General features: G+C 29.6%; 24 protein-coding genes and 1 pseudogene. 11 read left to right on the top strand and 14 right to left on the bottom strand.

What is annotated here, in order from left to right; translation table 11 throughout:
* Nucleotides 1-63: 63 nt before the first annotated feature.
* Nucleotides 64-2,061 carry a fructose-1,6-bisphosphatase gene (locus ACJDUG_RS06455; RefSeq protein WP_406769102.1) on the bottom strand — a complete coding sequence of 666 codons (1,998 nt, stop codon included), beginning with the start codon at nucleotides 2,059-2,061 and terminating at the stop codon, nucleotides 64-66.
* 322 nt (nucleotides 2,062-2,383) lie between these two features.
* Between ACJDUG_RS06455 and ACJDUG_RS06450 the strand changes: the two genes are divergently transcribed.
* A complete protein-coding gene (locus tag ACJDUG_RS06450; protein WP_406769060.1) occupies nucleotides 2,384-3,712 on the top strand; it encodes a CCA tRNA nucleotidyltransferase in 1,329 nt (442 codons plus the stop codon).
* Between the two features lie 24 nt (nucleotides 3,713-3,736).
* Here ACJDUG_RS06450 and ACJDUG_RS06445 read toward each other — a convergent pair whose 3' ends face one another.
* The gene (locus tag ACJDUG_RS06445; RefSeq protein ID WP_406769059.1) at nucleotides 3,737-4,336 is read right to left on the bottom strand and encodes an ECF transporter S component; all 600 of its coding nucleotides are present in this window, start codon (nucleotides 4,334-4,336) and stop codon (nucleotides 3,737-3,739) included.
* A 277-nt stretch (nucleotides 4,337-4,613) separates the two neighbouring features.
* On the opposite strand from ACJDUG_RS06445, the gene ACJDUG_RS06440 reads away from it, so the two are divergent.
* Complete coding sequence (locus tag ACJDUG_RS06440) at nucleotides 4,614-5,513, top strand: acetamidase/formamidase family protein (RefSeq protein WP_406769058.1); 900 nt, start codon at nucleotides 4,614-4,616, stop codon at nucleotides 5,511-5,513.
* Nucleotides 5,514-5,573: 60 nt separating this feature from the next.
* On the opposite strand, the gene ACJDUG_RS06435 is transcribed toward ACJDUG_RS06440, so the two are convergent.
* The 9 genes from ACJDUG_RS06435 to ACJDUG_RS06395 form a co-directional block, all read right to left on the bottom strand.
* Entirely contained in the window at nucleotides 5,574-7,982 is a 2,409-nt protein-coding gene (locus tag ACJDUG_RS06435) for a VIT and vWA domain-containing protein (RefSeq protein WP_406769057.1), read from the bottom strand.
* Between the two features lie 96 nt (nucleotides 7,983-8,078).
* Nucleotides 8,079-9,197, bottom strand: a complete 1,119-nt coding sequence (locus ACJDUG_RS06430) for a hypothetical protein (protein ID WP_406769056.1) — start codon at nucleotides 9,195-9,197, stop codon at nucleotides 8,079-8,081.
* 20 nt (nucleotides 9,198-9,217) lie between these two features.
* Nucleotides 9,218-10,546 carry a glycosyltransferase gene (locus tag ACJDUG_RS06425; protein ID WP_406769055.1) on the bottom strand — a complete coding sequence of 443 codons (1,329 nt, stop codon included), beginning with the start codon at nucleotides 10,544-10,546 and terminating at the stop codon, nucleotides 9,218-9,220.
* Nucleotides 10,547-10,691: 145 nt separating this feature from the next.
* The gene (locus ACJDUG_RS06420) at nucleotides 10,692-11,042 is read right to left on the bottom strand and encodes a hypothetical protein (RefSeq protein ID WP_406769054.1); all 351 of its coding nucleotides are present in this window, start codon (nucleotides 11,040-11,042) and stop codon (nucleotides 10,692-10,694) included.
* Between the two features lie 187 nt (nucleotides 11,043-11,229).
* A complete protein-coding gene (locus ACJDUG_RS06415) occupies nucleotides 11,230-11,649 on the bottom strand; it encodes a hypothetical protein (protein ID WP_406769053.1) in 420 nt (139 codons plus the stop codon).
* A 159-nt stretch (nucleotides 11,650-11,808) separates the two neighbouring features.
* Nucleotides 11,809-11,940, bottom strand: coding sequence for a hypothetical protein (locus ACJDUG_RS06410; protein WP_406769052.1), 132 nt, complete (start codon nucleotides 11,938-11,940; stop codon nucleotides 11,809-11,811).
* 48 nt (nucleotides 11,941-11,988) lie between these two features.
* On the bottom strand, nucleotides 11,989-13,314 hold the full coding sequence (locus tag ACJDUG_RS06405; RefSeq protein WP_406769051.1) for a helix-turn-helix domain-containing protein: 1,326 nt from the start codon (nucleotides 13,312-13,314) through the stop codon (nucleotides 11,989-11,991).
* Between the two features lie 313 nt (nucleotides 13,315-13,627).
* A complete protein-coding gene (locus ACJDUG_RS06400) occupies nucleotides 13,628-14,566 on the bottom strand; it encodes an SPFH domain-containing protein (RefSeq protein WP_406769050.1) in 939 nt (312 codons plus the stop codon).
* Between the two features lies 1 nt (nucleotide 14,567).
* Nucleotides 14,568-15,011 carry an NfeD family protein gene (locus ACJDUG_RS06395; RefSeq protein WP_406769049.1) on the bottom strand — a complete coding sequence of 148 codons (444 nt, stop codon included), beginning with the start codon at nucleotides 15,009-15,011 and terminating at the stop codon, nucleotides 14,568-14,570.
* Between the two features lie 191 nt (nucleotides 15,012-15,202).
* On the opposite strand from ACJDUG_RS06395, the pseudogene ACJDUG_RS06390 reads away from it, so the two are divergent.
* Nucleotides 15,203-15,571, top strand: a pseudogene (locus ACJDUG_RS06390) (nitrilase-related carbon-nitrogen hydrolase); the annotation flags it as partial.
* 155 nt (nucleotides 15,572-15,726) lie between these two features.
* Nucleotides 15,727-17,727, top strand: a complete 2,001-nt coding sequence (locus ACJDUG_RS06385) for an NAD(+) synthase (protein WP_406769048.1) — start codon at nucleotides 15,727-15,729, stop codon at nucleotides 17,725-17,727.
* Nucleotides 17,728-17,857: 130 nt separating this feature from the next.
* Here ACJDUG_RS06385 and ACJDUG_RS06380 read toward each other — a convergent pair whose 3' ends face one another.
* Together ACJDUG_RS06380 and ACJDUG_RS06375 are read right to left on the bottom strand one after the other, a co-directional pair.
* A complete protein-coding gene (locus ACJDUG_RS06380; protein ID WP_406769047.1) occupies nucleotides 17,858-18,109 on the bottom strand; it encodes a hypothetical protein in 252 nt (83 codons plus the stop codon).
* 148 nt (nucleotides 18,110-18,257) lie between these two features.
* Nucleotides 18,258-19,553, bottom strand: coding sequence for an AlbA family DNA-binding domain-containing protein (locus ACJDUG_RS06375; protein WP_406769046.1), 1,296 nt, complete (start codon nucleotides 19,551-19,553; stop codon nucleotides 18,258-18,260).
* A 742-nt stretch (nucleotides 19,554-20,295) separates the two neighbouring features.
* Between ACJDUG_RS06375 and ACJDUG_RS06370 the strand changes: the two genes are divergently transcribed.
* From ACJDUG_RS06370 to ACJDUG_RS06340, 7 genes are all read left to right on the top strand, one after another.
* Nucleotides 20,296-20,790, top strand: a complete 495-nt coding sequence (locus tag ACJDUG_RS06370; RefSeq protein ID WP_406769045.1) for a hypothetical protein — start codon at nucleotides 20,296-20,298, stop codon at nucleotides 20,788-20,790.
* Between the two features lie 68 nt (nucleotides 20,791-20,858).
* A complete protein-coding gene (locus ACJDUG_RS06365; RefSeq protein ID WP_406769044.1) occupies nucleotides 20,859-21,101 on the top strand; it encodes a hypothetical protein in 243 nt (80 codons plus the stop codon).
* Nucleotides 21,102-21,648: 547 nt separating this feature from the next.
* Nucleotides 21,649-22,101: a GNAT family N-acetyltransferase gene (locus ACJDUG_RS06360; protein ID WP_406769043.1), complete on the top strand. Its 453-nt coding sequence runs from the start codon at nucleotides 21,649-21,651 to the stop codon at nucleotides 22,099-22,101.
* Between the two features lie 115 nt (nucleotides 22,102-22,216).
* A complete protein-coding gene (locus ACJDUG_RS06355; protein ID WP_406769042.1) occupies nucleotides 22,217-22,696 on the top strand; it encodes a GNAT family N-acetyltransferase in 480 nt (159 codons plus the stop codon).
* Nucleotides 22,697-22,947: 251 nt separating this feature from the next.
* A complete protein-coding gene (locus ACJDUG_RS06350; protein WP_406769041.1) occupies nucleotides 22,948-23,433 on the top strand; it encodes a DUF3888 domain-containing protein in 486 nt (161 codons plus the stop codon).
* 141 nt (nucleotides 23,434-23,574) lie between these two features.
* Nucleotides 23,575-23,955, top strand: a complete 381-nt coding sequence (locus ACJDUG_RS06345; protein ID WP_406769040.1) for a hypothetical protein — start codon at nucleotides 23,575-23,577, stop codon at nucleotides 23,953-23,955.
* Nucleotides 23,956-24,051: 96 nt separating this feature from the next.
* Nucleotides 24,052-24,249, top strand: a complete 198-nt coding sequence (locus tag ACJDUG_RS06340) for a hypothetical protein (protein ID WP_406769039.1) — start codon at nucleotides 24,052-24,054, stop codon at nucleotides 24,247-24,249.
* Between the two features lie 489 nt (nucleotides 24,250-24,738).
* On the opposite strand, the gene ACJDUG_RS06335 is transcribed toward ACJDUG_RS06340, so the two are convergent.
* On the bottom strand, nucleotides 24,739-26,379 hold the full coding sequence (locus tag ACJDUG_RS06335; protein ID WP_406769038.1) for an Eco57I restriction-modification methylase domain-containing protein: 1,641 nt from the start codon (nucleotides 26,377-26,379) through the stop codon (nucleotides 24,739-24,741).
* Nucleotides 26,380-26,400: the final 21 nt, after the last annotated feature.

The raw sequence follows: 26,400 nt of genomic DNA, 5'->3' as shown, positions 1-26,400 counted from the left end.
AATATATAAAATATGTGGAAAGAGTATAAAGCTCTTTCCACATTTTTTTATGCAGCTATTTTTTTATCTTTGTTCCTTGATTAAACCTTTTCTGTAAGCTTCTAGAAGCATCTCTAAGTCTTTTATTTGAAGCCTTAATTCTTCACCTATGTCTGTGTCTCCAACTCTTTTTCTTTCTACTTCCTGCTCTAAAACCACAGTTGTAGAAAGAATATCTTTTTCTTCTTCTATAGCCTTATTTGTAGATTCGAAGGGTTCATGAGATACTAATAGAAGTCCATAGGAGTTATAGATTAAGGTATAGCCTGCAATACCTGTCTGCCCTTGATAAGCTTTTGAAAACCCCCCATCTATAACAAGCAGCTTTCCATTAGCTTTAATTGGACTTTCTCCATTTTTACTTTTTACTGGTACATGACCATTAATAATATGGGAATAGTACTGATTAAGGCCAAATTCTTCGAATATTAAATTACATACTTTCTCATCATCCCTATACCTGTAATAAGAATTCTTTACTTCCTCATGTGCAGCCTTATCGTCTATAAAATATCTTTCAAAGGTAGTCATTTTATTCTTACCGAAAAGAGGAGAATCTGGGCCAGTCCAGAGGTACCAAATAATATCCATTCCATATAATTTTTCTTCAGGGTTATTTTTATAAAAATATCCTTCCCTTGCAAGTATCTCAAATCTATCTAAAAGAGTCTTTCCGCTATACTGCTTCCCGCTTGCTCCAATATTGACCTTTTTTAAAGTACCATCTCTATTTAGTGGTATACTGCCATGATATAACAAATTAGAATTATATTTTAAATACATACTTCCCTTTGCAAAAAGAAAGCTAATATGCTTTTGCAGCTTTTCACTATTTAAAAATGATGACCTTAATTTCCATATTAGTTCTCTTTCCTCAGGTGCTAATTTATAAGGATCTTTGATATCTATAGTCGGAAAATTCATATCATTTAATTTATATATCTTTCCATTTATATCTATAGTTCCCTCACTATAATTAATTTTATTTAATAGAAGTCTATCCTTCATCCCAAAATAAGGTCTTCTATTTATGATTTCTCCTTCAAGCTTAAATTGAATAATAGTTATAGCCTTATGCATTTGTGCAATAAGTTTTAAATCCTTTTCACTATATACTTTACTGCTTTCAATTTTAGGCATAAAATTTTTACAATCATCATTTTTGTAAAATTCTATAGCAAAGGTAGCTAATGGCAGCAGATTAATCCCATAGCCATCTTCAATTGTATCTAAATTTGCATACCTGGCACAAATCCTTAAAACTGTGGCAATGCAGGTATCACTTCCTGCTGCCGCGCCCATCCATAATATATCATGATTGCCCCATTGGATATCTACTGAGTGATAATCCATAAGAGTATCCATTATTATATCTGCTCCTGGGCCTCTGTCAAAAATATCTCCAACTATATGAAGCCTGTCAACTACAAGTCTTTGTATGAGCTTAGATAATGCCACTATAAATTCATCTGCTCTGCCAATTCTAATTATAGTTTTAATTATTTCACTGTAATATTCTTCTTTATCTATAATATCAGGCAGTTCATGAAGAAGTTCTTCAATAATATAAGAAAAATCCTTTGGCAGTGCCTTTCTCACTTTAGATCTAGTGTACTTTGAAGATACATGTCTACATATTTCAATTAATCTATATAATGTAATTTTATACCAATCATCTATATTTTTCTCATCCTTTAACATTAATTCAAGCTTTTGCTCAGGATAATAAATAAGAGTCGCTAAGCTTTTTATATCACTTTGTCTTAAGGAATTTCCAAATATATCATTTATTTTTCTCTTTATAACACCAGAAGCATTTTTAAGTACATGGATAAATGGTTCATATTCACCATGTATATCAGTTAAGAAGTGTTCTGTACCTTTAGGTAAATTTAAAATTGCTTGCAAATTAATAATTTCTGTACAAGCTTCAGCAATTGTTGGATACTGTTTAGATAATAACTGCAAATATTTAATATCAGTCTCAAAGCTCTCCATTAAGCTTTCGTCTGTATAAACCATAACCATAAAATCCCCCTAATATTTGTATATATTTCACAATATAATATGTATATAGTTACAATTAATATACTTTCATAAATATATAATATATCACATTAAGAATTTTAACAACATATTTATATTTGCAAGTTTCACTTAATTTCGCTAATGACTACGCAATTCTCTATAAAATTGCAATTCTTCTATAAGTTCCATGAAATTATCTTTATAAAAAACAGACTAATATATCATACTAGAAATAAATCAATAAAATTATATTGGTTTTAAAAATTTCATTAAATGTTATAATAATAAGTGAATTTCCCAAGCATAGAGGTGTAATATGAAGATTATTTTAACTGAAGAAGTTAGTTATATTTTAGATGCCTTAAGTAAAAATAACAGAGAAGCTTTCATAGTAGGTGGCTGTGTGCGGGACAGCCTTTTAAAAAGAGAGATTAAAGATTGGGATATTACTACTAGTGCTTTGCCAGAAGAAATAATAAACCTTTTTGAACATACAATTCCTACAGGAATAAAACATGGTACAGTTACTGTAGTCATAAATATAAATAATTATGAGGTTACAACCTATAGAATTGATGGTAAGTATTCGGATAATAGGCATCCTGATAAAGTAACTTTTACTCCCTCTTTAAAGGAAGACTTAAGCAGAAGAGATTTTACTATAAATGCAATGGCATATAATAAAATCTCTGGCCTAGTTGATTTATTTGATGGATCAGCGGATTTATACAGAAGGATAATACGCTGCGTTGGAGATCCAGATAAGCGTTTTAAAGAGGATGCACTTAGAATGCTTAGAGCAGTGAGATTTGCCTGTGAACTTAAATTTAATATTCACAAGTCAACTTTCACAGCTATTATTAATAATGCCTATCTATTAAGTTCTGTCAGTAAAGAGAGAATACGAGACGAATTTTGCAAAATATTATTAAGTGACTTACCAAGTAGAGGTTTAAGAATGCTTGAAAAAACTGATTTACTTTTTTTTATAATCCCTGAATTAAAAGAAAGTGTAGGTTTTGATCAAAAAAATCCACATCATGATAAGAATGTTTTTGATCATATTTTATCTGTAGTTGATAACTCGCCTCAAGAGCTTATCGTACGCTTAAGTGCGCTGCTGCACGATATAGGTAAGCCAAGAACCTTTTCTACTGACAAAAAAGGTATCGGTCATTTCTATGGGCATAATTTAGTTGGTGCTGAAATGGCAGAGAAAATTTTAAAAAGACTAAGGTTCGATAATATTACTATAAAAAAGGTTTCAATTCTAATAACAGAACATATGTCTATTTATGCCAATATGAAAAATAGAAGTCTTAAAAAATTTATCAATCGGGTAGGCGCTGAGAATCTAGATAGTCTTTTTAAGCTTCAGATGGCAGATAGAGGAGGACATAAGGACAACGCAGATTATAGCCCAATACTTAAACGAAAAGAAGCAATTGAAGAGATATTAAATAATGAAGAGGCTTATAATATAGGAATGCTTAAAATTAATGGTGACGATCTTATAAAGCTTGGATTTAAACCTGGAAAGGAAATAGGCATTATTTTAGAAGAACTTTTAAATAAAGTAATGGAAAGACCTGATATGAATAATAGAGCTAAACTAATTGAACTTGCAAAAATTAAAAAGGCTTAAGCAGAAACTGCTTAAGCTTAAATTTTATTTCCTTATTTTTTTTAGTGTCATAACTACTGGGACTGTTATAATAACTGCTACAATTGCCTCAGGAATACCGTTAGTTAAGGCTATTCCGTAAATAACTTTTGTTACTGTTGCTGATGTTACCTTAAGAGCCTTAGCAGCATGATCTGCATAGAGAAGATTTATCATAGATAGTACCCCAACTGTATTTGTTAATGTACCAATTAATGCAGCAGCTCCCACTTTTATAAGTTCTTTTTTACTAAACATATACTTATATGTATAGTAAGAAAAAATTCCTATTAAAATCCTAGGCAGAACTGAAACCAATGGATTCTGAAAAGCAAAGAATAGTGCACTTGATGGTGCCACATAGTTTTGGATAAGACTAAACACACCAAAAAGTAAACCTATCATTGCACCAACTATTGGACCTTCTAGTACTGCTCCAATAATTACTGGTATATGAAGTATTGTGGCTTTAGCCATAGGCAGTGGAATAAATCCATAACCTGTTGCCCCAAGCACAATTGAAATAGCTGACAGCATTCCAATCATAGTAAGCTGTCTAGTACCAAGCTTCCTGCCGGCACTTACGGTTGACACATTATTATTCATTTTTACCCCTCCGTTCTTACTCCCCTTAAGGATATAAGTCGAATTTTTAATAATATTTTTAGTTCAGTTTCTTTCGAATACCGACTACCTGTATTGTAGCACTTTTATACACTAATTTCTACAAGTTCTCAAACAAAATAAGTACATATATCTTCATTGACTTTACATTTTATTACTATTATCATTACATTAAAAGCTTTTTTAGCATATAACCACAATAAGTAAAGCGAAAGGCTATATATTTGATAACCGAATTGCAAAGGAAAAGGGGGATATTATGTTTTATAAGTTATCAAAAAATCATCATACCTTTACTCTTTCAAAGGATAATGCTCCTTATTTAAGAGTTAATTCAGGAGATACAATTGAAATTGAAACACTAGATTGCTTCTCAGGTCAATTAAAAACTTCCTATGATACACTAGAAGAAATGGATTGGACAAAAATGAATCCAGCAACAGGACCTATATTTATTAATCAGGCTAAATGCGGTGATACATTAAAAGTTACAATTAATAGTATAGATGTCTCAGGTCAAGGAGTGATGTCAGCTGGTAAAAGTTTAGGGCCTCTTGGTGATTATCTCGATGAAATTACCACAAAAATAATTCCTATAATAGATAATACAGCTTTATATGATGAGGTTTTACATTTTGGGGTAAATCCAATGATAGGTGTTATAGGTGTTGCACCTGCAGAGCATAGTATTAATACAGGAACTCCTGGGGCCTTTGGTGGAAATATGGATAATGCCATGATAACAGCTGGAGCTTTTCTTTACTTACCAGTATTTGTAGATGGCGCACTTTTTTCACTTGGGGATCTGCATGCAGCAATGGGTGATGGCGAAATTGGTGAAACAGGAGTTGAAATTGCAGGTACTGTTTCAGTTAAGCTTGAAATTATTAAAGATTTGGCACTTAATAATCCAGTAGTAATAAATGAAGAATTTTTCACCACTATTGCATCAGCTGTAACTTTAGATGATGCTGTAAATACATCAGCTATAGATATGCTAATGCTGCTGTCAGAAAGATTAGATTTAAATAATAATACAATTGCAATGCTTATGAGTGCAGTTGGCAGTTCGGAAATTTGCCAAGTTGTAGATCCTTTAAAAACTGCAAGATTTGTAATGCCAAGAAATATATTAAATAAATATGATTTTAAATTTTAAAGAACGTAAAAATTAATGGCATCCACATAAGTAATAACTTATGTGGGTGCCATTTTAATATTATTTAATATTAGAGGATTTTAAAATTCCAAGCTTAGCGAGAGCTTCTATGGAATTTTCTTCTTTACCAATTATTAGTCTTTCTTTAATGCAGTTATCGTCCTTTGAAAAATTGAATATATAAGGAGATACTTCTTTTAAAACTACTCTGCCTGAATAATTTACTAAGTTTAATATACCTTCACCAGCAGTTAAATCTATATTTTCCTTAAGCTTTTCGAATATTGCGTGCCCCTTTTCAATAAGGTTATCTTTTAATAATCCTTTTGCAATAGAGGATTTTAAAGCAAAGATTGTAATTAAGGATAATTTACTATCATACAATTTTTCATTTGCTTCAATGGAATTAAATAAAAATCTAACTGATTTTGATAGTAAATTTGCATACATAGTTATGTCATCCTTACCCGAGGTAAAAGCTAATAATACCAAGGCTGTAGTTTTAAGTCTATTATACATATTATTTTTGTCTTCATCACAAAAGCTTCCATCGGCATATTGATTTTTAGCTAGGGTTCTTAAAATTGTTGGTCTAGGATATTTATAATCTAATATTGCGTTATCACCTTTTTCTTTAATTTCATCAGTTGAAGGCATTCCTGTTTGCTTATAAACAAAAGTAGGAACATCAAGAAAATTAGCTCTAGAAATATTTTTGCTTATTTCTTCTGATATTTTTAAAGGTACAATATGAGTTAATGGCATCCCTAGTACTGGCTCTTCAATTATTTCATGCATCATAAAGGATGTTTCAGGGCTTATAATTCCAAATTCCTTGGAAATTTCCACCACCTTGTTTCTCATTAATTCCAAGGTTTCTCCTCTTTCAGTTTTCATTCTTTCCTCAATGGAATCAATTCTTTTTCTACTCCATATCTTTTGTATAAGATCCACATTCTCATTTAAGTCAAGTGAATCTAAATCTATAGTTTTAATATAATCCTTATTATCCACTTTCCCTTTTATAGTTATCTTACCTTCTATTTCACCTGCTACCTTAGCAAAAATTGATAGTGGTTCTCTATCATAAAAATAATCTATAGATCTAGGATATGTTCTTTCCACCTTCATACTTCCCCAATTGATTTCCTGAATATCTACTTGAGGATTTTCAATTCTACTGAATTGTTTTAAAATCATATCTTCAATTCTTTCACCTTCGTAAATAAATTCTGCTTTACCATAACCAAGCTGAGCAAGCTTATTAATAACATAGCTGTTTGCTGAAGTATCAATTCCGAAGGTAAAAATTCTATTATCACCAATATTTTCTTTAACATAATGTAGAACTTGATCTTCATTTTCTATGATGTCATCTGTAAAAAGCAATATAGTACTAAAGCCTGCATTACTTTCCTCAGTTAAGGCATATTTTAAAGCTTCAAATATAGCAGCACCTTTTCTTTCTTGTAAATTATTTATCCAGACAGTGGCCTTTTTTAAATTTTCTTCGTTAAAAGGTACTTTCCCAAGTTCAGAAAAATAATGTAATTTACTTTCGAAGGCCACTATATTGAAACTATCTCCTTCTGATAAATTTCTAATGCAAAGCTGAAGTGCATTCTTGGCTTCATCTAGCTTTGCTCCTTTCATGGAATGAGATATATCTGCCAAAAAGATGTAGTCATTTGGTTTTTCTTCCTCTAAACTTTGGAGCCTTGGAAAAACTCTTAAATATAGTATTCCTTTATCATCTTCGTCCATATACTTATATATCATTCCAGATGCTTCATCCAGCTTCTCTTCAGTAAGAAGTAAAACTAGATCCTCATCAAGTTTAACATTTTTTTCTGAGAAGGTAACCTTTGCAAGATTATTATCCTCCTCCCATTCTACATTGATTTTGTGAGAAGGTGATTCAATTTTAGTCTTTGAAAGTGGCTCAATAAGTATATTTAAACTTGTTTTATATATGTCACCATAAAGTTCATCTTGTATATTTACAGAATCATTTACATGAGTCGGGTATAATATAGAAGGAATAGTAAGTATAAGACTCTCATCTTCGTAAACTAGCATATCCATGTATGAAAACTTTATCTTTACTGACTCCCCTGGAAGTATCTGTCCTATGGTAAATTGATAGACATTAGGATAAGGCTCTTCCAATATTAAAGTATTCACATTGCTTTCATCTGATTCTTCATATATTCTCTTTGCCTCTTCCTTTTCTTCAACTATAGCTTTTAACGTTCTTCCGCCAAGTGCAGCCTCAAAGCCTGTTATAACTGCAGTATCAGGTATTGGAAAGGTATATAATCCGTCAATATTATCTCTGCCTTTATTTTCATAAACTTGTTTTATGGAAACTTCAACATATTCCCCGCATATATTGCCGCTTATGCCAACCTCTTTTAAGGAAATATCCCCCAGCATAGATTTATTGCTTTTCAAACCATAACCAACCATAAATTCCCTCCTCATTTATTTCTAAAATAAAACAATATATCCATAATTAAAACATAACATATTTATATTTTCCATTTTAAAATATTTTATGTTTTATTATATATCTTTTTTAAATAATCTATAGGTCCTATACTTTATACCACCTGTTTTCTCAATATCTGCTCTCATCTCTTTATTAGTCTCGCCGATAGTAGAACCTTCAGCGTAAGAATACCCACCCTTAACTCCATTAATAAAGTACTTATAAAACATAGAACCGCTTACGCCCTTCTTCCTAAATTGTGGAATAACAAAAAGCACAAAGAGCCTAAAGCCTTTTATTTTTTTCTTGTAATATAAAAATTTTAAAAATCCAAAAGGAAAAATCCTTCCATTCATTTTCTTAAGTACTTCATTGTAATTAGGAAGAGCAATTGCAAAGGCAATAGGTCTTCCTTCGCTCCTTGCAATTAAAACCAGATTATCATCAGCTAGAGGAATTAAATTTGCACCTTCTGCTTGAAGTTCCTCCATGGTAGGTGGAGTTAAATCCTCCCATTCCTCAGGCATTGCAATATCCAGTATGCTTTTAATATCCTTCATTTCATTATCTATATTTTTAAGATTAATTTTATCTATTTGGAAGTTGTATCTTTTCATAGCATAGTCAGATACCTTTTCATATCTGTCCATTTTTGCACAATCCACATCAAAGTAATAAGCAAATAAATCTAAATGCTTTATTAATCCAAATTCTTCAAAATATTTTATATAGTATTCATGGTTATAAGAATTCATCAGCATAGGAGGACCATTAAAACCATCCACCAAAAGCCCTTTATAATCATCTCCATTTGTTGGTGAAACCGGTCCCTTCATTACTTTTTTACCTCTAGCTTTTAACCATTCAGAAGCCTTTTCAAATAGTGCAAAAGCTACCTCTTTGTCTTCAATACTCTCGAATAAGCTAAAATAACCATCCTCAGCACTCTTTTGTTCATTTAGACCTTCATTAATTCCAACTAGAATTCTTCCAACAGCTTTGCTTTCTTTATATGCAATAAAGAAGCTATGTTCACCTCTCATAAAAAGTGGATTATCCTTTCCTAGCAGAGTCTTTAATAAATCACTCTTTAAAGGCGGCACCCAATCTTTATCAGTTTTATAAATATCCCAAGCTAGTGAAATAAATTTCTTTAAGCCTCGTTTATCCCTAACCTCTTTTACATAAATCATTTAATCTCATTCCTATCTTTCTAGTGAGACAATGGAGTATTTAAACCTAAATCTGCATCATAGTCTTCACTTACTTCATAATTAAAAGTACGCTGATTCAAAATAATCTCTTTTAACAGTTCTTTTTTATCATCATAAGTTTTACAATAGCTGTTTAATAGCATTTCCATATTTGCTAAATAACTTTCTTTATTATTTAAAATATCTTCTAAGGCTTCTACTATTTCCTTTTTATTTTCAACTACTCTGCCTATTTCATATTTCTCTAACATTGTTAAGGTACCAAGATCATTTGAAGTAGCAGTTCTAAACGTTATCTCAGGAGTTCTATTTACTAGGCTTTCTATAAAAATACCTGCTGATGGTCTTCCTATTAGACAATCTGCAGCAGACAACAGCTCATCAAAGTTATTAATAAATTTTAATGGCACTAAATCGATATGTTCATTATTGTAGGAATAGTTTACAAGTTCGTTATAGGTAACTTCATCTTTACCGCATATTACAACCAAATTCATTGGCTTACTTGAAGATTTCATTATAACTTTAAGTATTTCTATAAGAAACTTTCCTCCTATACTCCCACTTGCTAAAACAACAATCTCCTTGCCATTATTAAGTCCAAATTCCTTTTTTATTTTAATAATTTCTTCTTCATTTTTTACTCTAAAATGCTTCTTTTCTGCTAATGGACCTACAACTTCATATTTTGCATTATTTAATTGTTGCAAATTTCTGTTGGGATTTCTAAATATAGAATTTTTATATCCAAAAACAACAAAATCTTTATAATACTTTAACACATATTTTATTTTATCCATTATTGTAGCAGAAGGGGTAAGTTCATAGGAGTAGTATGTATTATTAAAATCATAACTTCTTATGGCATCGCCAGTTTCATTAAAATAGCATAGGTGAGTGGCATATGGATTTACTAAATCTATAAAAATAGAAACTTCAGTAATAAAAATATAGAAAGGTATATTTTTTTCCTTAGCATAGGTGCCTATCGCTCTATTAAAACCATCAGCAGTACATATTACTATATCAGGATTTATTTCCTCAAGCTTTTTATAATAAGGCTCAGTACTGGATATCTCCATAAAAGGAAGAATAAAAATTCTAACAAAGAAATTAAGTAAAAAATCCACAGTCCTAATAAAGTTCTTTTTGATACAATAATTCCAAAGTTTCACTACAATATTTATGCTGTTATCATTAATCATTTCACTTCCGCATCGTTTAATAATTTCTATATCTTCACCTTTTAACATATCTTCTAATATGCTGGCCATCCTAAAATGTCCCATCCCCATTTTCTCATAAACAATTAATACTTTTTTTGACATAGTATAACCTACCTTCCAAAGCTGGCTTTATAATAATAAATATAATTACATACCTTAATTATACTACAGAGAAAATTAAAACGGAATACTAAGAGTATTTAATAAAACCGCCAATTATATAATAAGCTTGAGAAAAACCTCAAGCTTAAATTTGTCCATCTAATATCAATGCAGCTACAGTTAATGCAGCTTTTTCAATTTTAGATGCTATTCCTTCTATTTTAAATAATAATCTATGTTCTGAATCTGCCTCTATAATTTCATTTCCCATTATTACTGCTATTATCTTACCTGAGTTACTATTTCCTTCTTTAATGAAATCACCTTCAAGATTTGCTAAAATATATCCATTTTTACCCAACCCCTCTTTAATCAATTTTCCTTCATAATTAACTAAAACGTGGTTAGTCATACCAATAACTTCTTTATTATTATACTCATTTAGCCTGGCAATAGCCTTATTATCACTTGGCACTCCTTTCCAAATATACACCATATTAATATCCCCCTCATCCACAAGATTTAAACTACTACTAAATCTTATGTTATGAGAATTAGAATATTCCCCCAGCTTTTTTAAAGTATAGTTTGTCCAACTTATAAAAATATTAAAAAATTAACAATTAAAATAATGATATTAATTTTAAATATTTTTAATTGTTAATTTTCACTTCAGATGAAAGTTAAAATCCTTCATTTTTAAGTTTTTCATTTAATTCTCCAATACTTTCATGAACCTTTCCAATATCCAGAGCCTCAGCTTCAATAGTTCCTCCTAAACTTTTAATTAAATCCTTAGCTCTCATTATTATGCTAGCATCAGCATTTACAATTAATTTATAATTATGATCATTGAATTCAGAAAAACCTCCATTTACATTGACAAATGGACTAACCGAGGTCAATGGATGCTGCTTCATTTCACTAGGATCTATTATAAGATTTGAAAGGCCATACCCATTATTCTTATTTGCAAGATTCCTTCTAATGTTATTATTATTATCATCAATTTCTATATAAGCATCAGTAAATCCTGCAGCTAATAATTTAGTTAATGCCTTGTTTGCAGTTTCTATTTTTATAAAATTACCAATAGCCTTCATAATAAACCTCCATTCAAATTTACTTATTATAGCTTTCTCTATAAACTAATTAATATGCAAGGCTTAATAAGTTGAAATACTTTATAATGCAGTTTCATTATAAATAAAAAAGTGTAACTATAAGTTACACTTTTTAAGCTTAATACAATTTAACCTTTTTTATACATTTTGAATAATTGTTACAGCATTACCAACAGGATCTGGATATTCACATGGAATAAAGCCTGCAGCTATTATTGCTGTTAAAAGTAAAATCCCCAAAGTCAGTTTCTTAAAATAATATTTCTTCATTTTATAAACCCCCTTTTGTTATTTTACTTATTATACCATAAAAAGTATTTATTGAAAATCATTTTTTGTAAAATTTAGAGATTTATTCAAGAATATGCTTAAATCAATCAATTTATTTTTAAATTCTGGACTTTTTTCATTTTTACTGTCATGTATCAAAGAATTTAAACATATTTTGGTATAAACATTAGCCAAGTATTGATTACTAGCTTTACCTTTTAGAATATATAATACTTTGGTATAAAGTAAATTTAGAGCATTATCATCATGAAGGCTTGTATATATTTCCTCTAAAAGGTTGAACCCGCTTATAATATATTCAAGGTCTGAATATATTATTGCCATATCTAAACCCTCGTTTAACAGCTTAATGGCCTCAATTGAAAGCTTATTTTTTATAAACACCTTTGACTTATCTATTAAGGTTCTGCATAGCTTGGAGGCATCTCTTGTTTCTCTTAAATGCTGTGCTCTATTAAAACATTCAATAGAGTTTTCCAAATCATTAATTTCCAAGTAATCAGATCCTAAGTTATTATAAATTAATGCCAAAGTAGCATCTTTTATTTGGGTTTCCTTAACTAAGATTTCTAAGTATGTATCAATTGATTTATTAAATTTTCCTTCTCTAGCATAATAAACTGCCCTTAATACCTCAGCTTGAATGATATCATATAGATCATTACTGCTGTCACATAGGGAAATATAATCATTAATATAGGCATGGGCTTCTTCCAATTTGTCTATTCTTCCATATATAATTGCAAGATTAAAAAGAGTATGTTTTTTAATAATTAGATTATTACACTCTGAAGATAGATCATAGGATCTTATAAAATAAGCTAAACTTTCAGTAAAATCGAGAGTATTTAACTTGCATTTACCAAGCTTATTGAAAACTAAAGCCTTATTATCTTTATCTTTATTATCTTTAAAAATTTCAAGAGCATTATAGTATTCAACAAAAGCTTCATTATAAATTGTCTTATCAAATAAAATATCTGCTTTTTTCATATACAAGTTTGGTAAAATATCTGCCACTATTTTGTATTTATTGCACAAATCAATGAGTTGTTCAATCTCATCCATTGATAATTCTAGGTTTAGTTTTTCCCTGCAATATGAAGTTGCTTCTTCGGCAGCTGTTGTTAATAGATATTTTACATCAATATCTAGATTAATATCTAGTTCTTTAGCTTGATTTTGAAAAACACCCAAAACTTTGGCAGCAGTTTTTTTGTTAAGTTTTCGCTTTTCATGTTCCACCATACTAATGAAATTTCTAGAAACTCCGATTTCCTCTAGCTTTTCCTGTTTTAGTCCAAGTAATTTTCTTATGTTCTTTACTTTTTCTCCAGGATTTAAAAATTCCACAATTTCCACCTCTTCCCCTATTAATTCTTATAAAAACAATTTATTATGCATAAATATTAATCTTAATTAACATTATAATACAAAAATGTGGAAAATCAACTATTATTATGAATTTTTTTGTAAATCATTTGTTACATATGTATGAATATTAGTCAGTAATCTACTGGAGGCATTGAATTGCAAGCAATATACCTTAATCTCAGCTATATTTTTCTGTTACCTGCTATTTAAAAATATTTTATAAGCAAAAAACTGCGTGATTTTCTTTATGAAATCAACACAGTTTTTTAAGGATAATGAGTTATATTTTAATTTACTTCTTTAACATTTCTCCAATAGCGGCAATGTTACCAAAGGATGAAATAGCTTCATTTGGAATAATAAGCTTATTAGCTGGATTTTTAGCCATTTCTACAAGTGCTTCTACTTGTTTTAATGCAATTACAGTTTCATTTGTGCCTGACTCAATAATCGCCTCATTTACTTGGGTTATGGCACTTGCTTGTGCTTTAGCAATTTCTTCTATAGCCCTTGCTTTACCTTCTGCTTCTAACAGCTGTGATTCCTTAAGTCCTTCCGCGCGTCTTATTGATGCTTCTTTCTCAGCTTCAGCAGCTAAAATTTTGGCTTGTTTTTCTCCTTCTGCCCTAGCTATATCTCCTTGCTTTTGACCTTCTGCCTGTAAAATTGTTGCTCTCTTATCCCTTTCTGCACGCATTTGCTTTTCCATTGCCTGTTGTATTTCTGCTGGAGGAATTATATTTTTAATTTCTACAGATAGAATCTTTATACCGTATGCGTCTGTTATTTCATCAACTACCATTAAGAGCTCTGAATTTATTTTATCTCTACCGGATAAAACTTCGTCTAGTGACATGTTTCCAACTATGTTTCTCATATTGGTAATTGTTGAATAAACTATACCAGATTTAAAGCTTTCAATGTTATATACTGCATCCCTTGCATTCATAACTTTATAAAATATAACATTGTCAATGGATATTTTTACGTTATCTTTGGTTATAACACTTTGAGGTTCAATATCTAATATTTGCTGCTTAGTAGACACCTTTTTTCTAACAAAATCAACAAAGGGTATTACAAAATGCCAACCTGGTTCTAATACCCTATGAAATTGACCAATTCTTTCAACAACATATACACTACCTGTGTTTACGATTTTTATTGAAGCAGTTACAACTAAAAGTAAAATAATAAAAATTACTAATGTGAAAAATGATCCAGCACCCATATTATTCAATCTCCTTCTTTAAATTTTGTTTTTTTACAATCAACTTATTTCCTTCAATGGCAGAAATAATCACACTGTCCCCTTTTTTTATAGGCTCACCATAATTTTTAACAGTCCAATATATTCCATCCACTTTAACCTTAGCAGTCTCAACAAAGTCATCATCTGCAATAATCACTCTATTAATATACCCTTCTTCCATTGTAGAAGTCTTTTTTACAGATTTCCCTAAATATTTTCGTACAGTTGGATACCCAATTCCCATAGAAATTGCACTTATTGCTATGAAAACTATAAGTTGCACGGTAAAGCTATAATTAAAAATCAGGGCTATAATTGCAGCTATACCGCCAATTGTAAACCAAAGAAATAAAAAGGCACTTGTGACAATATCTATCAGTAATGCTGATATCGATATAATTATCCATAATATCAATAGTTCCACCTTATCCCTCCTTTTTTACATTGCTTTAAATTATTAATGTTGCTTATCTTTAATTATATAACAAACATTGGAAAAATCATAATCTTTTTTATCAATAATCTTCTTATTATTTTATTACTTATATTGTGATGGTATAATAATGTTGAATTTGAAAAATATATAAAAATAAAACTTGAATAGGAGCTGAGAAGATGAATTTTATAAAAGTTGCTGCAGCCTGCCCTGTAACTAATGTGGCTGATATAGATTTTAATTTAAGTAATATTAAAGAATGTATAAGTAAATCTCTAGAGGCAAATTCAAAACTTGTAGTTTTTCCGGAACTTTGTATTACCTCCTATACCTGCTCAGACTTATTTCTGAATCAAAGTCTTTATATTAAATCTTTAAAGGCAATTGAGGATCTATGTGGGTTTTCCAAAAATAAGGATATTGTAATTGCAGTAGGAGCACCTTACATATTAAATTCCAGCATGTATAACTGTGCCTATGTTATATTTAACGGTAAGCTCTTAGGAATAGTTCCTAAAAGTTATATTCCAAATTATACTGAGTTCTATTTATGGTAAATATCATATATGTTCAATATATATATATATAATAATTATATTATACCTTATAATTCATTGTACACTCCAATACAATAGTAAGATAAGTAAAGAGAAGATAAAGAAGGTAATCTATATAGATTAAAAGGAATAGGAGAGAAAGAAAAATGAGTAACTTATTGAATAATGGAATAATTGAAGTAGCAACGTTAACACCTACTTCAATTCATATAGGTAATCCAAAATACAATGTAGATAGAATGTTAGAACTTATCAATGAGGTAAGTGAGAAAAACAGAACAGGAGAGAAACATACAAGAATTGTTGTTTATCCAGAGCTGTGCATAACTGGCTATTCATGTGGGGACTTATTCAACAGCTCAACATTAATTGATGGTGCTAAGAAGGAATTAAAAAGGTTTATTGAAAAATCAAATAATGAGTTTAGTCCAATCACATTTGTTGGTATGCCGATAAGAAAAGATAACCAATTGTTTAACTGTGCTATTGCTATTCATAAAGGAAAAATCTTAGGGGTTATCCCTAAAACATTTATCCCAAACTATGGAATTTACTATGAAGCAAGGTACTTCAAGCCTTCAAGTTATAGACTAAATAACGAAATTATGATGTATGGAGAAGTAGTTCCATTTACACCAAATTTACTTGTCGAAGATGAACAAACAGGAGCAATTATCAGTGCTGATATTTGCGAGGATTTATGGGTTCCTATTCCCCCTTCGTCATACCATTGTTTACAGGGTGCGAATATAGTTGTAAATCTATCTGCAAGTAACGAAACAATTGGCAAAACTGATTATCGTGAAGATTTAGTCAAAATGCACTCTGCAAAATGTATGTGTGGTTATATATATGCTTGTGCAACAAGTGTTGAGTCCACTACTGACACTGTTTTTTCAGGTCATTGTATTATAGCCGAAAATGGCTATATAGTAGCTGAAACAAAGTTCTTTGAAAACAAACAAATAACCTATGGAGAAATTGATATTGAAAAATGCTTGAATGATAGAGCTGTTAATAGCTCATATATGTTAGTTCACGATAGACAGGAATACAAGACAGAATATAAGCACATTTATACAAAAACTTTTGAACCAAAATTTGTAAATTTTAAATCAAATAAAGAGTTGTCAATTTTACCTTTCGTGCCCAAAAATATTGATAGTCGTTCAGAAGAAATCTTAAATATACAAGCTACTGGATTAGCCCAAAGACTAAAGAAAATTCATTGCGATAAAGTAGTAATTGGTATCTCTGGTGGATTAGATTCTACATTGGCATTAATTGTTGCTGTAGAAGCATTTAAGATTAATGGTTATGACATGAAAGGCATAATGGGTATAACAATGCCTGGCTTTGGCACAACAAATAGAACATTAGATAACTCTAAAAGTCTAATGAAGACATTAAATATAACCTCAAAAGAAATTTCAATAAAGGATGCTTGTATTCAACACTACAATGACATTGAGCATGATATGAATATTCATGACATTACCTATGAGAACGTACAAGCACGAGAAAGAACTCAAATTCTTATGGATATGGCAAATAGATACAATGGTATCGTTGTAGGAACTGGTGACTTATCTGAATTAGCATTGGGATGGTGTACCTATAATGGAGACCAAATGAGCATGTATGGGGTTAATTCATCAATACCAAAGACACTGGTTAAGAGTATTGTTAATTCATATGCTAAAAAGCAAGACAATGAAATCAAATCAACTTTACTTGATATATGTGATACTCCAATTAGTCCTGAATTATTGCCTCCTAACCCTGATGGAACAATCGCTCAGAAAACTGAAGAAGCTATTGGTTCATACGTTGTTCACGACTTCATTTTGTACTATATGCTTCGATATGGCTTTAGCCCTAAAAAAATCTATGATTTATATATAAATTCCATAATGTTAAGTGCGTTAAAAAATGGAGGCAACGAAACCAATATTGATAAGAAAAATATATTAAGGGATATGAAGACTTTTTATAAGCGTTTCTTTACACAACAATTCAAACGTTCTTGTATGCCAGATGGTGTTAAAGTTGGCTCAGTTTCCTTATCCCCAAGAGGAGATTGGCGTATGCCAAGTGACGCTTCGGCAGATTTGTGGTTAAAAGAGCTTTCAGAAATAGAAGAGTAATATAGCATCTACAGCCGACTAAAGGATATAAAATATAATTTTAAAAATAGCAGGGTTAAACTAAACCCTGCTATTTTCGTAAAATACATTTTTCACTTTAGTTAATTTCCAATTGCAATCTTCTTATAAACTAACAATAACCGATATTTTTTAATGCCAAATCACATACTCTATGATACTCTGGATTATATCTGTATCTAATTGAATCAAACATATCAAACGTTTCAAGAGAAAAACTCCTAATGCTGTTAAAGTCCACCTCAATGTCTTCTATTAATTCTTTAATAAAATCATATAACTGAAGAAGTATATCAATTCTACTTTCTTCATTTGATTTTAACATAAGACAATAAGCTAACTGTACTTTTTCATCAATATTCATATTAAAATCTCCCTCAGCAAGAATAGTATTGATTATATCCTCTTTTCTGCATACTAATCAGTACCTTTTTTCTTAGTAATGGAGATATATAGCAAATTACATCACCCAAGTTATTTGTATTAACTTCCTATGTAAAATAATAATTCTCTTATTCTAAGAATCTATCAATGGTATCGTACAAACCTGTTACTCTTTTCATTACTACTTTTCCATATCTTTCAATGTCGATAAACTCATTCGTCTTTAATGTTTTTATTTCTTCACCTTTAGCAATTTTCTTAATATAATAATCCGAAATAGTTTTCTCTGTTTTCATTATACAACCAGAACTTCTCCAATCAAGCAAACAATTATTAATGGTTTGATATATTTCACTTGTATGTGCTATTATGTCCTCTTTTTCTGTTAGATTTTTTATAGCCATTAGTAGTCTTTCATATAGTAACTGAGTGCTTTTAACCTTTTCCAAAACAATACAAAAAGTCTGCTTGTCTTTCATTTTGTTCTCCTGGCTATCTGGAAAACTATTAATAAGTTTACCCACAAAAGTATGAGAATTAATACAAAACCAGCCCCAGGATTCTTTTATCTTTAGATAATTATGCTCAACAGAAGAAGCTGTAGCATTCCCAACAGAAATAAGGATAACTCCATGATGTAGAACAGGAATCTCCCTACATAGTTTTGCAATAAAGCCCTTTTCATTGCATTTATCAATTATTAAAATTAAAATCTTAAGTTTCTGATTTCTTATATTGATACTTAATATACTCCATCTTATATCCTTGTACTTTCCTGTGCCTGGTATATCTTGTATACTACCATTTAGCTCTTTAATTAACCAATTTAAATCCTTCCTGATTGCCCTCCTGTATTCGTGGTCGGGTAATCTGGTATAATCCACATTATTATCTAACTTTTCTTCACTTATTGCTTCTTTTCCTTCAAGTAGTCTTTTTATTTCCTCTGGAATTGCTAAATCACTTGTCGCTTCTCGCCTTATCCATACTTCGCTTTTTTTGAAACAATACTTCATATCGTAGTTAATACAATCCCTATTAAATCTAAAGCATTGACGTGCATGTGGGCCAATCTGAATTACTACGAATTTGTTGTCTTTATGTCTTTCATCAGTAACCTTATCCCAGCAACATTCAATCAGCTTTACCTTTGGTATAGGAAATATATAGTCCCTACATATAGTTTGAAGATTATCGTCAGTGAGGTTTCTATTCTCAACTGACTTAAATCCATTACGGTCATTTGCAACACCTATAATCAAAAAACTCGCTACATTACCATTATTCGCAAAGGCAATAATATCTTTAACCAATTCAGCAGTGGCTTTCTCTTTCCCTTTTACAAAAGCATTACATTCTATTTTGTAATCTATAGTTTTACATTCCCCTTTTTGTAAAAGCTCTATGAATTTCTTATATTCCATGTTTTCCCCCCAATTTTACCATATATCCAGAAAATTTTTGTTATAATTTAGGAGAATTTATTTTGTTTATACTATAAAATTCTGATATAATAATTATAGTTTAAAAAGTTATTTAAAGAAAGGACACTAAGATTGTGAAAACCTTAAAAGAACTATTTTTTATCTATCACAGACCTACTAAATATTTTAATCAGCAAAATCAACTATCTTGCTATATATACACTCTTGGCTCAAAAAAAATATTTTGTAAAAAATAATTTACAAAAATTTGAGTCAAGAGTTTTTTATTTGCTTCACTACTTAGTTTAATTCCTTTTATTCATTTACTTTTGTAATAGAAATTATTAACCGTAGGATAGCTGTATAGATACCCTGTGCCTATACTTTATTACTAAATTTATTTTGAAAGGAGGATATGGGATAGTGGAAAGTTCTTTTACATTTATGTTTGTTAGTATATTAGGAATATTAATTCTATCATCAGTGGCCTACTTTTTCATACGAGTTATGATAAATACAACCAGACATGCAAGAATAAAAAAATATTTAGAAGAGAATAAGCCCGATAAAGAAGATTTAGGTTAGTAAATAGTATTTTGATTTTGCAGTATATTCAGCATTATATTTCTCAAATTCCTACATATATTTAAAAGAAATACGAGGAATATGTATTAAATGGCCAAGATTTTATCTTTGACAATGAGGAATGGAAATGACCGAATAATGTAAGATTGGAGAATTTATGAATATATTTAATAAAGGTGAGATATTAACAACTGAACAAGTTGAACAAATTGTAAGATTAAGTTCTATAGACATTGATATTTTTATTTTCAGAACTAAACTCCATTATTTGAAATATCTTATACAACATCCCAATATATTTATTTTTCCTTTTTTTACAGGTAAGATTAGTGCATTTTATATTGGTAGTATGTGCCCCAACATCATACCTTGTAAAATTTATTTCTTTGAATTTGCTCATAAAAGGGACAGAACTATTACATCTACTGAACAACTAAAAATTATGATGATATTTATTTTGTTGCATGAAATAAAGCATCATGAGCAATTTAGAAGACTTGGCTTATGGAGGATGATTGCTAATAGGTCTCGATACGAAATTGAGGCCAATGAGTACGCAAGAGACTTCATTGCAAAACACTTAAAGGAATTTTCAAATATGCTTGGATATGATATTGAATATGTGGAATTTAAAAATGTGAAAAAAAATTAATGAATTAACTAAATCGCTTAATAGAGTATTGAAATGTTTTTACATTATTTTGAGAGGAGGAGTGTTAATTGCAACCTAAATATAAAACAGGAGATTCATTTAAATTGAATGGTCAGGAAACAGAACCAGATTATATAAAGATGTTGGCAGTTTCACAAACTGTAGGTGACATTGAATGTGAGCCAAGCGATAAAGATATTAGTGGTTATATATATTGCTATTTTGTCTTAAGAACTACATTCAATAATTATATATATTCAGTCATTCATGAAAATTTTCTGGATGATTATTGTAGTCCATTTGTAGTATAATATAAATATCTCTTTATATTTCTTTTTTAGGTTTAAAAAAATATTACTTAGGGAGCTATCGGGAAGTAGCTCTGCTTTTTTATCTTAATCAATAGCGTTATCTATTAAACTGAATTAATTATTTATGTTTCTATAATGTAAAGGACCTCCTCCATTTAGAGAAAGTCCTGGTCGGCAACCTGTCTGGAATGAAATTAATTTTTGAGTATCCCACTCGCTATAATACCTAAAGTATATATTAAAAGCATATATTTGTATAGCTTTAATTTCCTTTTCTATTACTATTCTATCTACTTGTATATTCCATCTGTTATGCCAACTTCTGGTAAGGCAATCCTTATGATTTCAACTACAAATAGAATCATTCGTATAAATGTTCCTTGATATAGCTATGAATCTATTCAAGGTTATTTTTTTTAGGTTCTGTTAACGAATAGTGTTGAAAATCAAGATGTTTTAATATACTTAATTATCCATATTCGGTATAATTAACTTAAGACACAATTGTATTTTAATGCGTATATTAAATATAATATAGGGGGCATTTATGATTACATATAAATTCGCTGAAATAAAGGATTTAAATTTGCTTGTTTCTTTGAGATTGGAATTTTTGGAAGTAGTACCATCTAATAAAGAGTATCAAAATCTAAAAATAAATATTGAAAAATATTTCAAAACAAAAATATTAAGTGGAGAATGCACAGTGGTATTAGCTGAAAGTAATTCAAATGTAGTTGGTACAGGGATTATGTTCTATTACAATTCTGTCCCATCTGTTTCAAATATGACAGGTAAAAATGCCTATATAACAAGTATGTATGTGCATGAAAGGTTTAGAAGACAAATGATAGGAAGTACAATCTTAACAAAATTATTAGAAAAAGCCAAAGAGCGAGATTATGAAGTTATCATGTTAAATGCGACAGATATTGGGAGAAAATTATATGAAAAGCATGGTTTTACAGATATTAGTAATGGTATGATTTACAAGTATTAAAAAGATTATTAGTTCATAATTTTCTTATAAGTCTCAACAATAATTATTTAGTTATTAATGAACAATGATAAATTATGCCCAATTATACTTTGAAAATGAAAGAGAGAATAAGAGTATGGATATAAAAACAATATCGTCTGAAAACAGAAAACAAATTAATGATTTTATTAGTTTACGTTGGTTTTCTACCGTCATGGTTGTTAGAGGTGAATTGGTTGATATGACAATCTTGGATGGTTTTGTTATATACGAAAGCGAAAAAATTATTGGATTAGTAACATATAAAATTAATGACACTGACTGTGAAATTATGTCTTTAGATAGTTTGAATGAAAAGCAAGGAATTGGAACTGCCCTCGTAAACAAAGTTATTGAAACAGCAAGAGAGAATAAATGCCGGAAAATAAAATTGATTACAACAAATGATAATATAATTTCCCTACGTTTCTACCAAAAACTTGGATTTGATATGATAAAACTTTACCATAATGCATTAGATATTTCAAGAAAGTTAAAGCCATCCATTCCTTTACTTGGTGAATTTGATATACCATTAAAACACGAAATTGAATTAAAAATGGACTTATTTAGGTAAAAATACTTTATTTCGCAACTTTCATATAAGATTCATCAATCATTATTTAGTGATTAATGAAGAAAGGTAAGATAAAACGAAGCATACAACAAACCTAAAAAGTTAGTTTAGTATAAAAGTTATCCTAATAGTATTTATATAAATCTATTAGGTTTTTTTATTTCAATTTTTATCCACATTATTATAACTTTCCAGTTAAGATTTAATTTTAATGAAGATAATAATATTAATAATTGTGAAAGGGTGATTAAATGAGAAAGGCTAATAAAATTATTTCAATGATAATTATATTGTTAATGGGATTTCAGTCTATTTTTACTATTGTTGTTTCAGCCAAAGTAGAATATCCACCAGATTTACCTTATCATCCACCAGAGCAGTCAAAAGAAGAGCTATACCAGGATATTTTTCTTTCCTTATTATCACCATATATCCAAAATGAAATTGATAAGTATTATTCAAAATATTTAACTGTGACTCCAGAGGTTGCACCTTATACAGTTTATGTATTAAGTGCAGAAAGACTTAATGGTTATAGGACATTTGTTTTCAATTTAAAGCTTAAAGTAATTCCTTTTGTAGGACCTCATATTGGTGTTGGAACTGATTATATAACGCTGATAATAAATAGCTCAGGAGATGTAAAAATTAAAAAGTTTGAACATATAAAGAGTTATGAGTTGCCTCCTAATTATCAAAACATCGTTAAGAAAGGATATAAGAACCCAATACCTTAATGGCTTTATCTCTACATGAATAAAGTTTCTAATAATGTTTGCACTTTTCTTATATTACGAATTAATTATGGAATATATTGTATAGTATATTATTATATGGTAAAATACAAAGCGAGTATATTATTTGGAGGAGTTATTTCAATGGGAAAAATAAAAAAGAATAAAAGATTAATCTCTATACTTTCAATTACTCTAATTCTATTTTTGTCTTGGCTTATTCGATATCCTTTGAATAGACCAGTATATATAATGACGACATATGATAAAAGCAATATAACAATGCAAAACGTTAAGGATAAATATTATGTGTTACTAAAAGTTCCAATGCGTGGCATCAACATAGAGAAAGATGTTAATATTTTAGACTTAAATACACAAGATTTGAAACCTATAAAATTGGAGTGTACAAAAACACAATATGATTACTTGGACAATTTTACTGGAAAAGAACAACTTTTAAAAATACGTTTTAAAAGTAATTACTTTAACACATCAAAATTTAAATTAATGAGTGTTGGGTAAAAAAAATTATATTAGTTCACAATCTTCTTATATGACGGCTGAGTAAATTAGGCAAAATAAATTATTTTCTTATACCAATAAAAAGGGGGGAAAACATTGAAACAAAATACATTTATAATTATTTTTCTTATTGATTTAATATTTATTTTTATTATTCCAAGTTTATCTAAAGTATTTACGTCAGATGGTTCTACCTTAGATTATTTAATACCTTACTGTGCAAGTTTAATATCTTTCTTAACAATAGGAATATTAGTTGGAGTGCTATGTATTAAAAAAATCTGTCAAAAATAAAGTGTATTGATTTCATAATATTTAGAGATTTATTGAGTCTATATACGAGGAAGTATAATTGGCATTTTTCTTATATAACGCACTAAAGGCAATCCATCAAGATTGCCTTTTAATTTCAACATTATTCTTAAACAGAGCCTTTATTTATAATAACATTTACAACTACTAATATTTTCAGGTTATTAAGAAGTACATTGACTTGCCCACGCAAGAAACGGATAAAAAAGGAATGAATTGTGGCAAATTTATTATCCGTTTTTTGCGTGGGATAAAAATATACCTGTCACTACGGTAAAATGTGAGACATGCTTTAGTTTTCTATATGCCTATAACATTTGCTTGGTATAGACTAATGTTTCTTAATTATTAATTCTCAACAAAAAAGAGCTTATAAATTTTGCAGTTACTTAATGTAAATCAAAATTAATATAAACTCTTATTAATTAATAAAAAAAGAAGTCAGGAAAATAACTGTCGTTTTCCTCAAATTTATTTACTACGCCCTTGACGTCTTGCCATGAGCTTCTTCCATATTTGTCTGAATTGATTGCAAGTGTCGGCACTAATTCCAAGATAGCTAACCATAATCTCTCTGTCAATTACATCTAATACAGGTTCAATATCGCTACCATTTCTTATAACTTTATCTATTATATCTAAGTAGGTATATGTTAATTCATCATCAAAATCTTGAATATTAGGTAATATAACCTTACCTACTTCACCAGGTAAAATTTCTAATACTCCTCCACCATAACTTCTACCATTGATTTCAGTAAAAGCAAAGGTAATACTATTGTAATATGATAAAAGAACCTTATTTTCATTTATACCTTCATTAAACTTAATACGGTGCATTGTATCTGTACTAACAGCGTTTGTTCTGTTTAAAACAAACTTTGGAAAAGAATCATTCCTTCTCAAAATAAATGCATCAGGTATCCATATTGAGGGAACTATATACCACCTGTCTCTAATTCTACATTTATAACCAGAATTAACCTTTTCTGACTCTCCCTTTAAGATATAGTCCTTATGCAATTGAGGATATTCTTCAAAAGGTATATCCGAAGGGAAGTTAATTAAGAATGCTCTCTTATTTTTGTTTACATTAAGCATCCAATCTTCGTTAGTAAAATGTATACCATGTGCGTGAGAGCTTCTCCCTATAAGGGGAAGAGTAACATCCCTTAACTCATATTTATCAACCGTATCCTTATCTACAGAAAAATACTTATTATTGCCTGTAGTAATGCCAACATTCACTAATGCTACATCAGCAAATGTAACAAATCTTTCATCCCTTTTAATTTCATCTATTATCTCTACTTCCGAATCATCCGTAAAATATTTAATCCATTTCTCCTTGGTATGAGTAATTGGTTGGTATTCAACTGTATTCATATTGAATGCTGTTAGACATTCCAAGTTTTTGAGTTGTTCTACACCGATAACTGATTCTTGTATATTAGGATTTTTCTCACCAATCAAAACTACAACCTCTTGCTCGGCTTCATCAAAAAGTAATTCTTCAAAGGTCAAGAGAGTTATCTTTGACAGGTTATTGGAGAGAAAGAGTCTCAAGTCTTCTGCATAGGCTACTTGTAATAATTCAGCAGGGATAACAAAAGCAATTTTGCCATTAGAATCTAATAATTGAACACAAGCTACTAAAAAGCAAACCCAAGAATTTATCAGCTTATTTGATTTCATCCCATGAGAAACTAATATCTTTGATTGTAATTCTCTTTGTATTTCAGTTAAATACTGATAACGAATATATGGAGGATTTCCCAAAATTAAGTCAAATGGTTTTTGCCATATTAAATCATAATAATGTGATAGAAAATCGCTAACGACTATATCAAACTTACTGTTTTCACAAATCTTGGCTTTTGCTTTTATGGCTTCTTCTTCAAAAATTTCAACACCTTTAATATTATCTATGTTATCTAAATTCATGTTTTGTAATATACTTTCAAGAAAAATACCATCACCACAACTTGGCTCTAAGATTGTTTTGATTGAATTATCATTTTGAAAAAGTCGAACTATGAAATCTGCTAATAATTTAGGAGTATAATAACCTCCCCTTAATTTTTGTGTTGACGCATCCTCTTTTAATAACATTTTTTTCTCCTCGGTTCTATA

Source organism: Candidatus Clostridium stratigraminis, assembly GCF_045310675.1.
Classification (GTDB): Bacteria; Bacillota; Clostridia; order Clostridiales; family Clostridiaceae; genus Clostridium_AT; species Clostridium_AT stratigraminis.
Note: the sequence above shows the minus strand (reverse complement) of the source record. Positions and strands in the feature narration are given on the sequence as shown.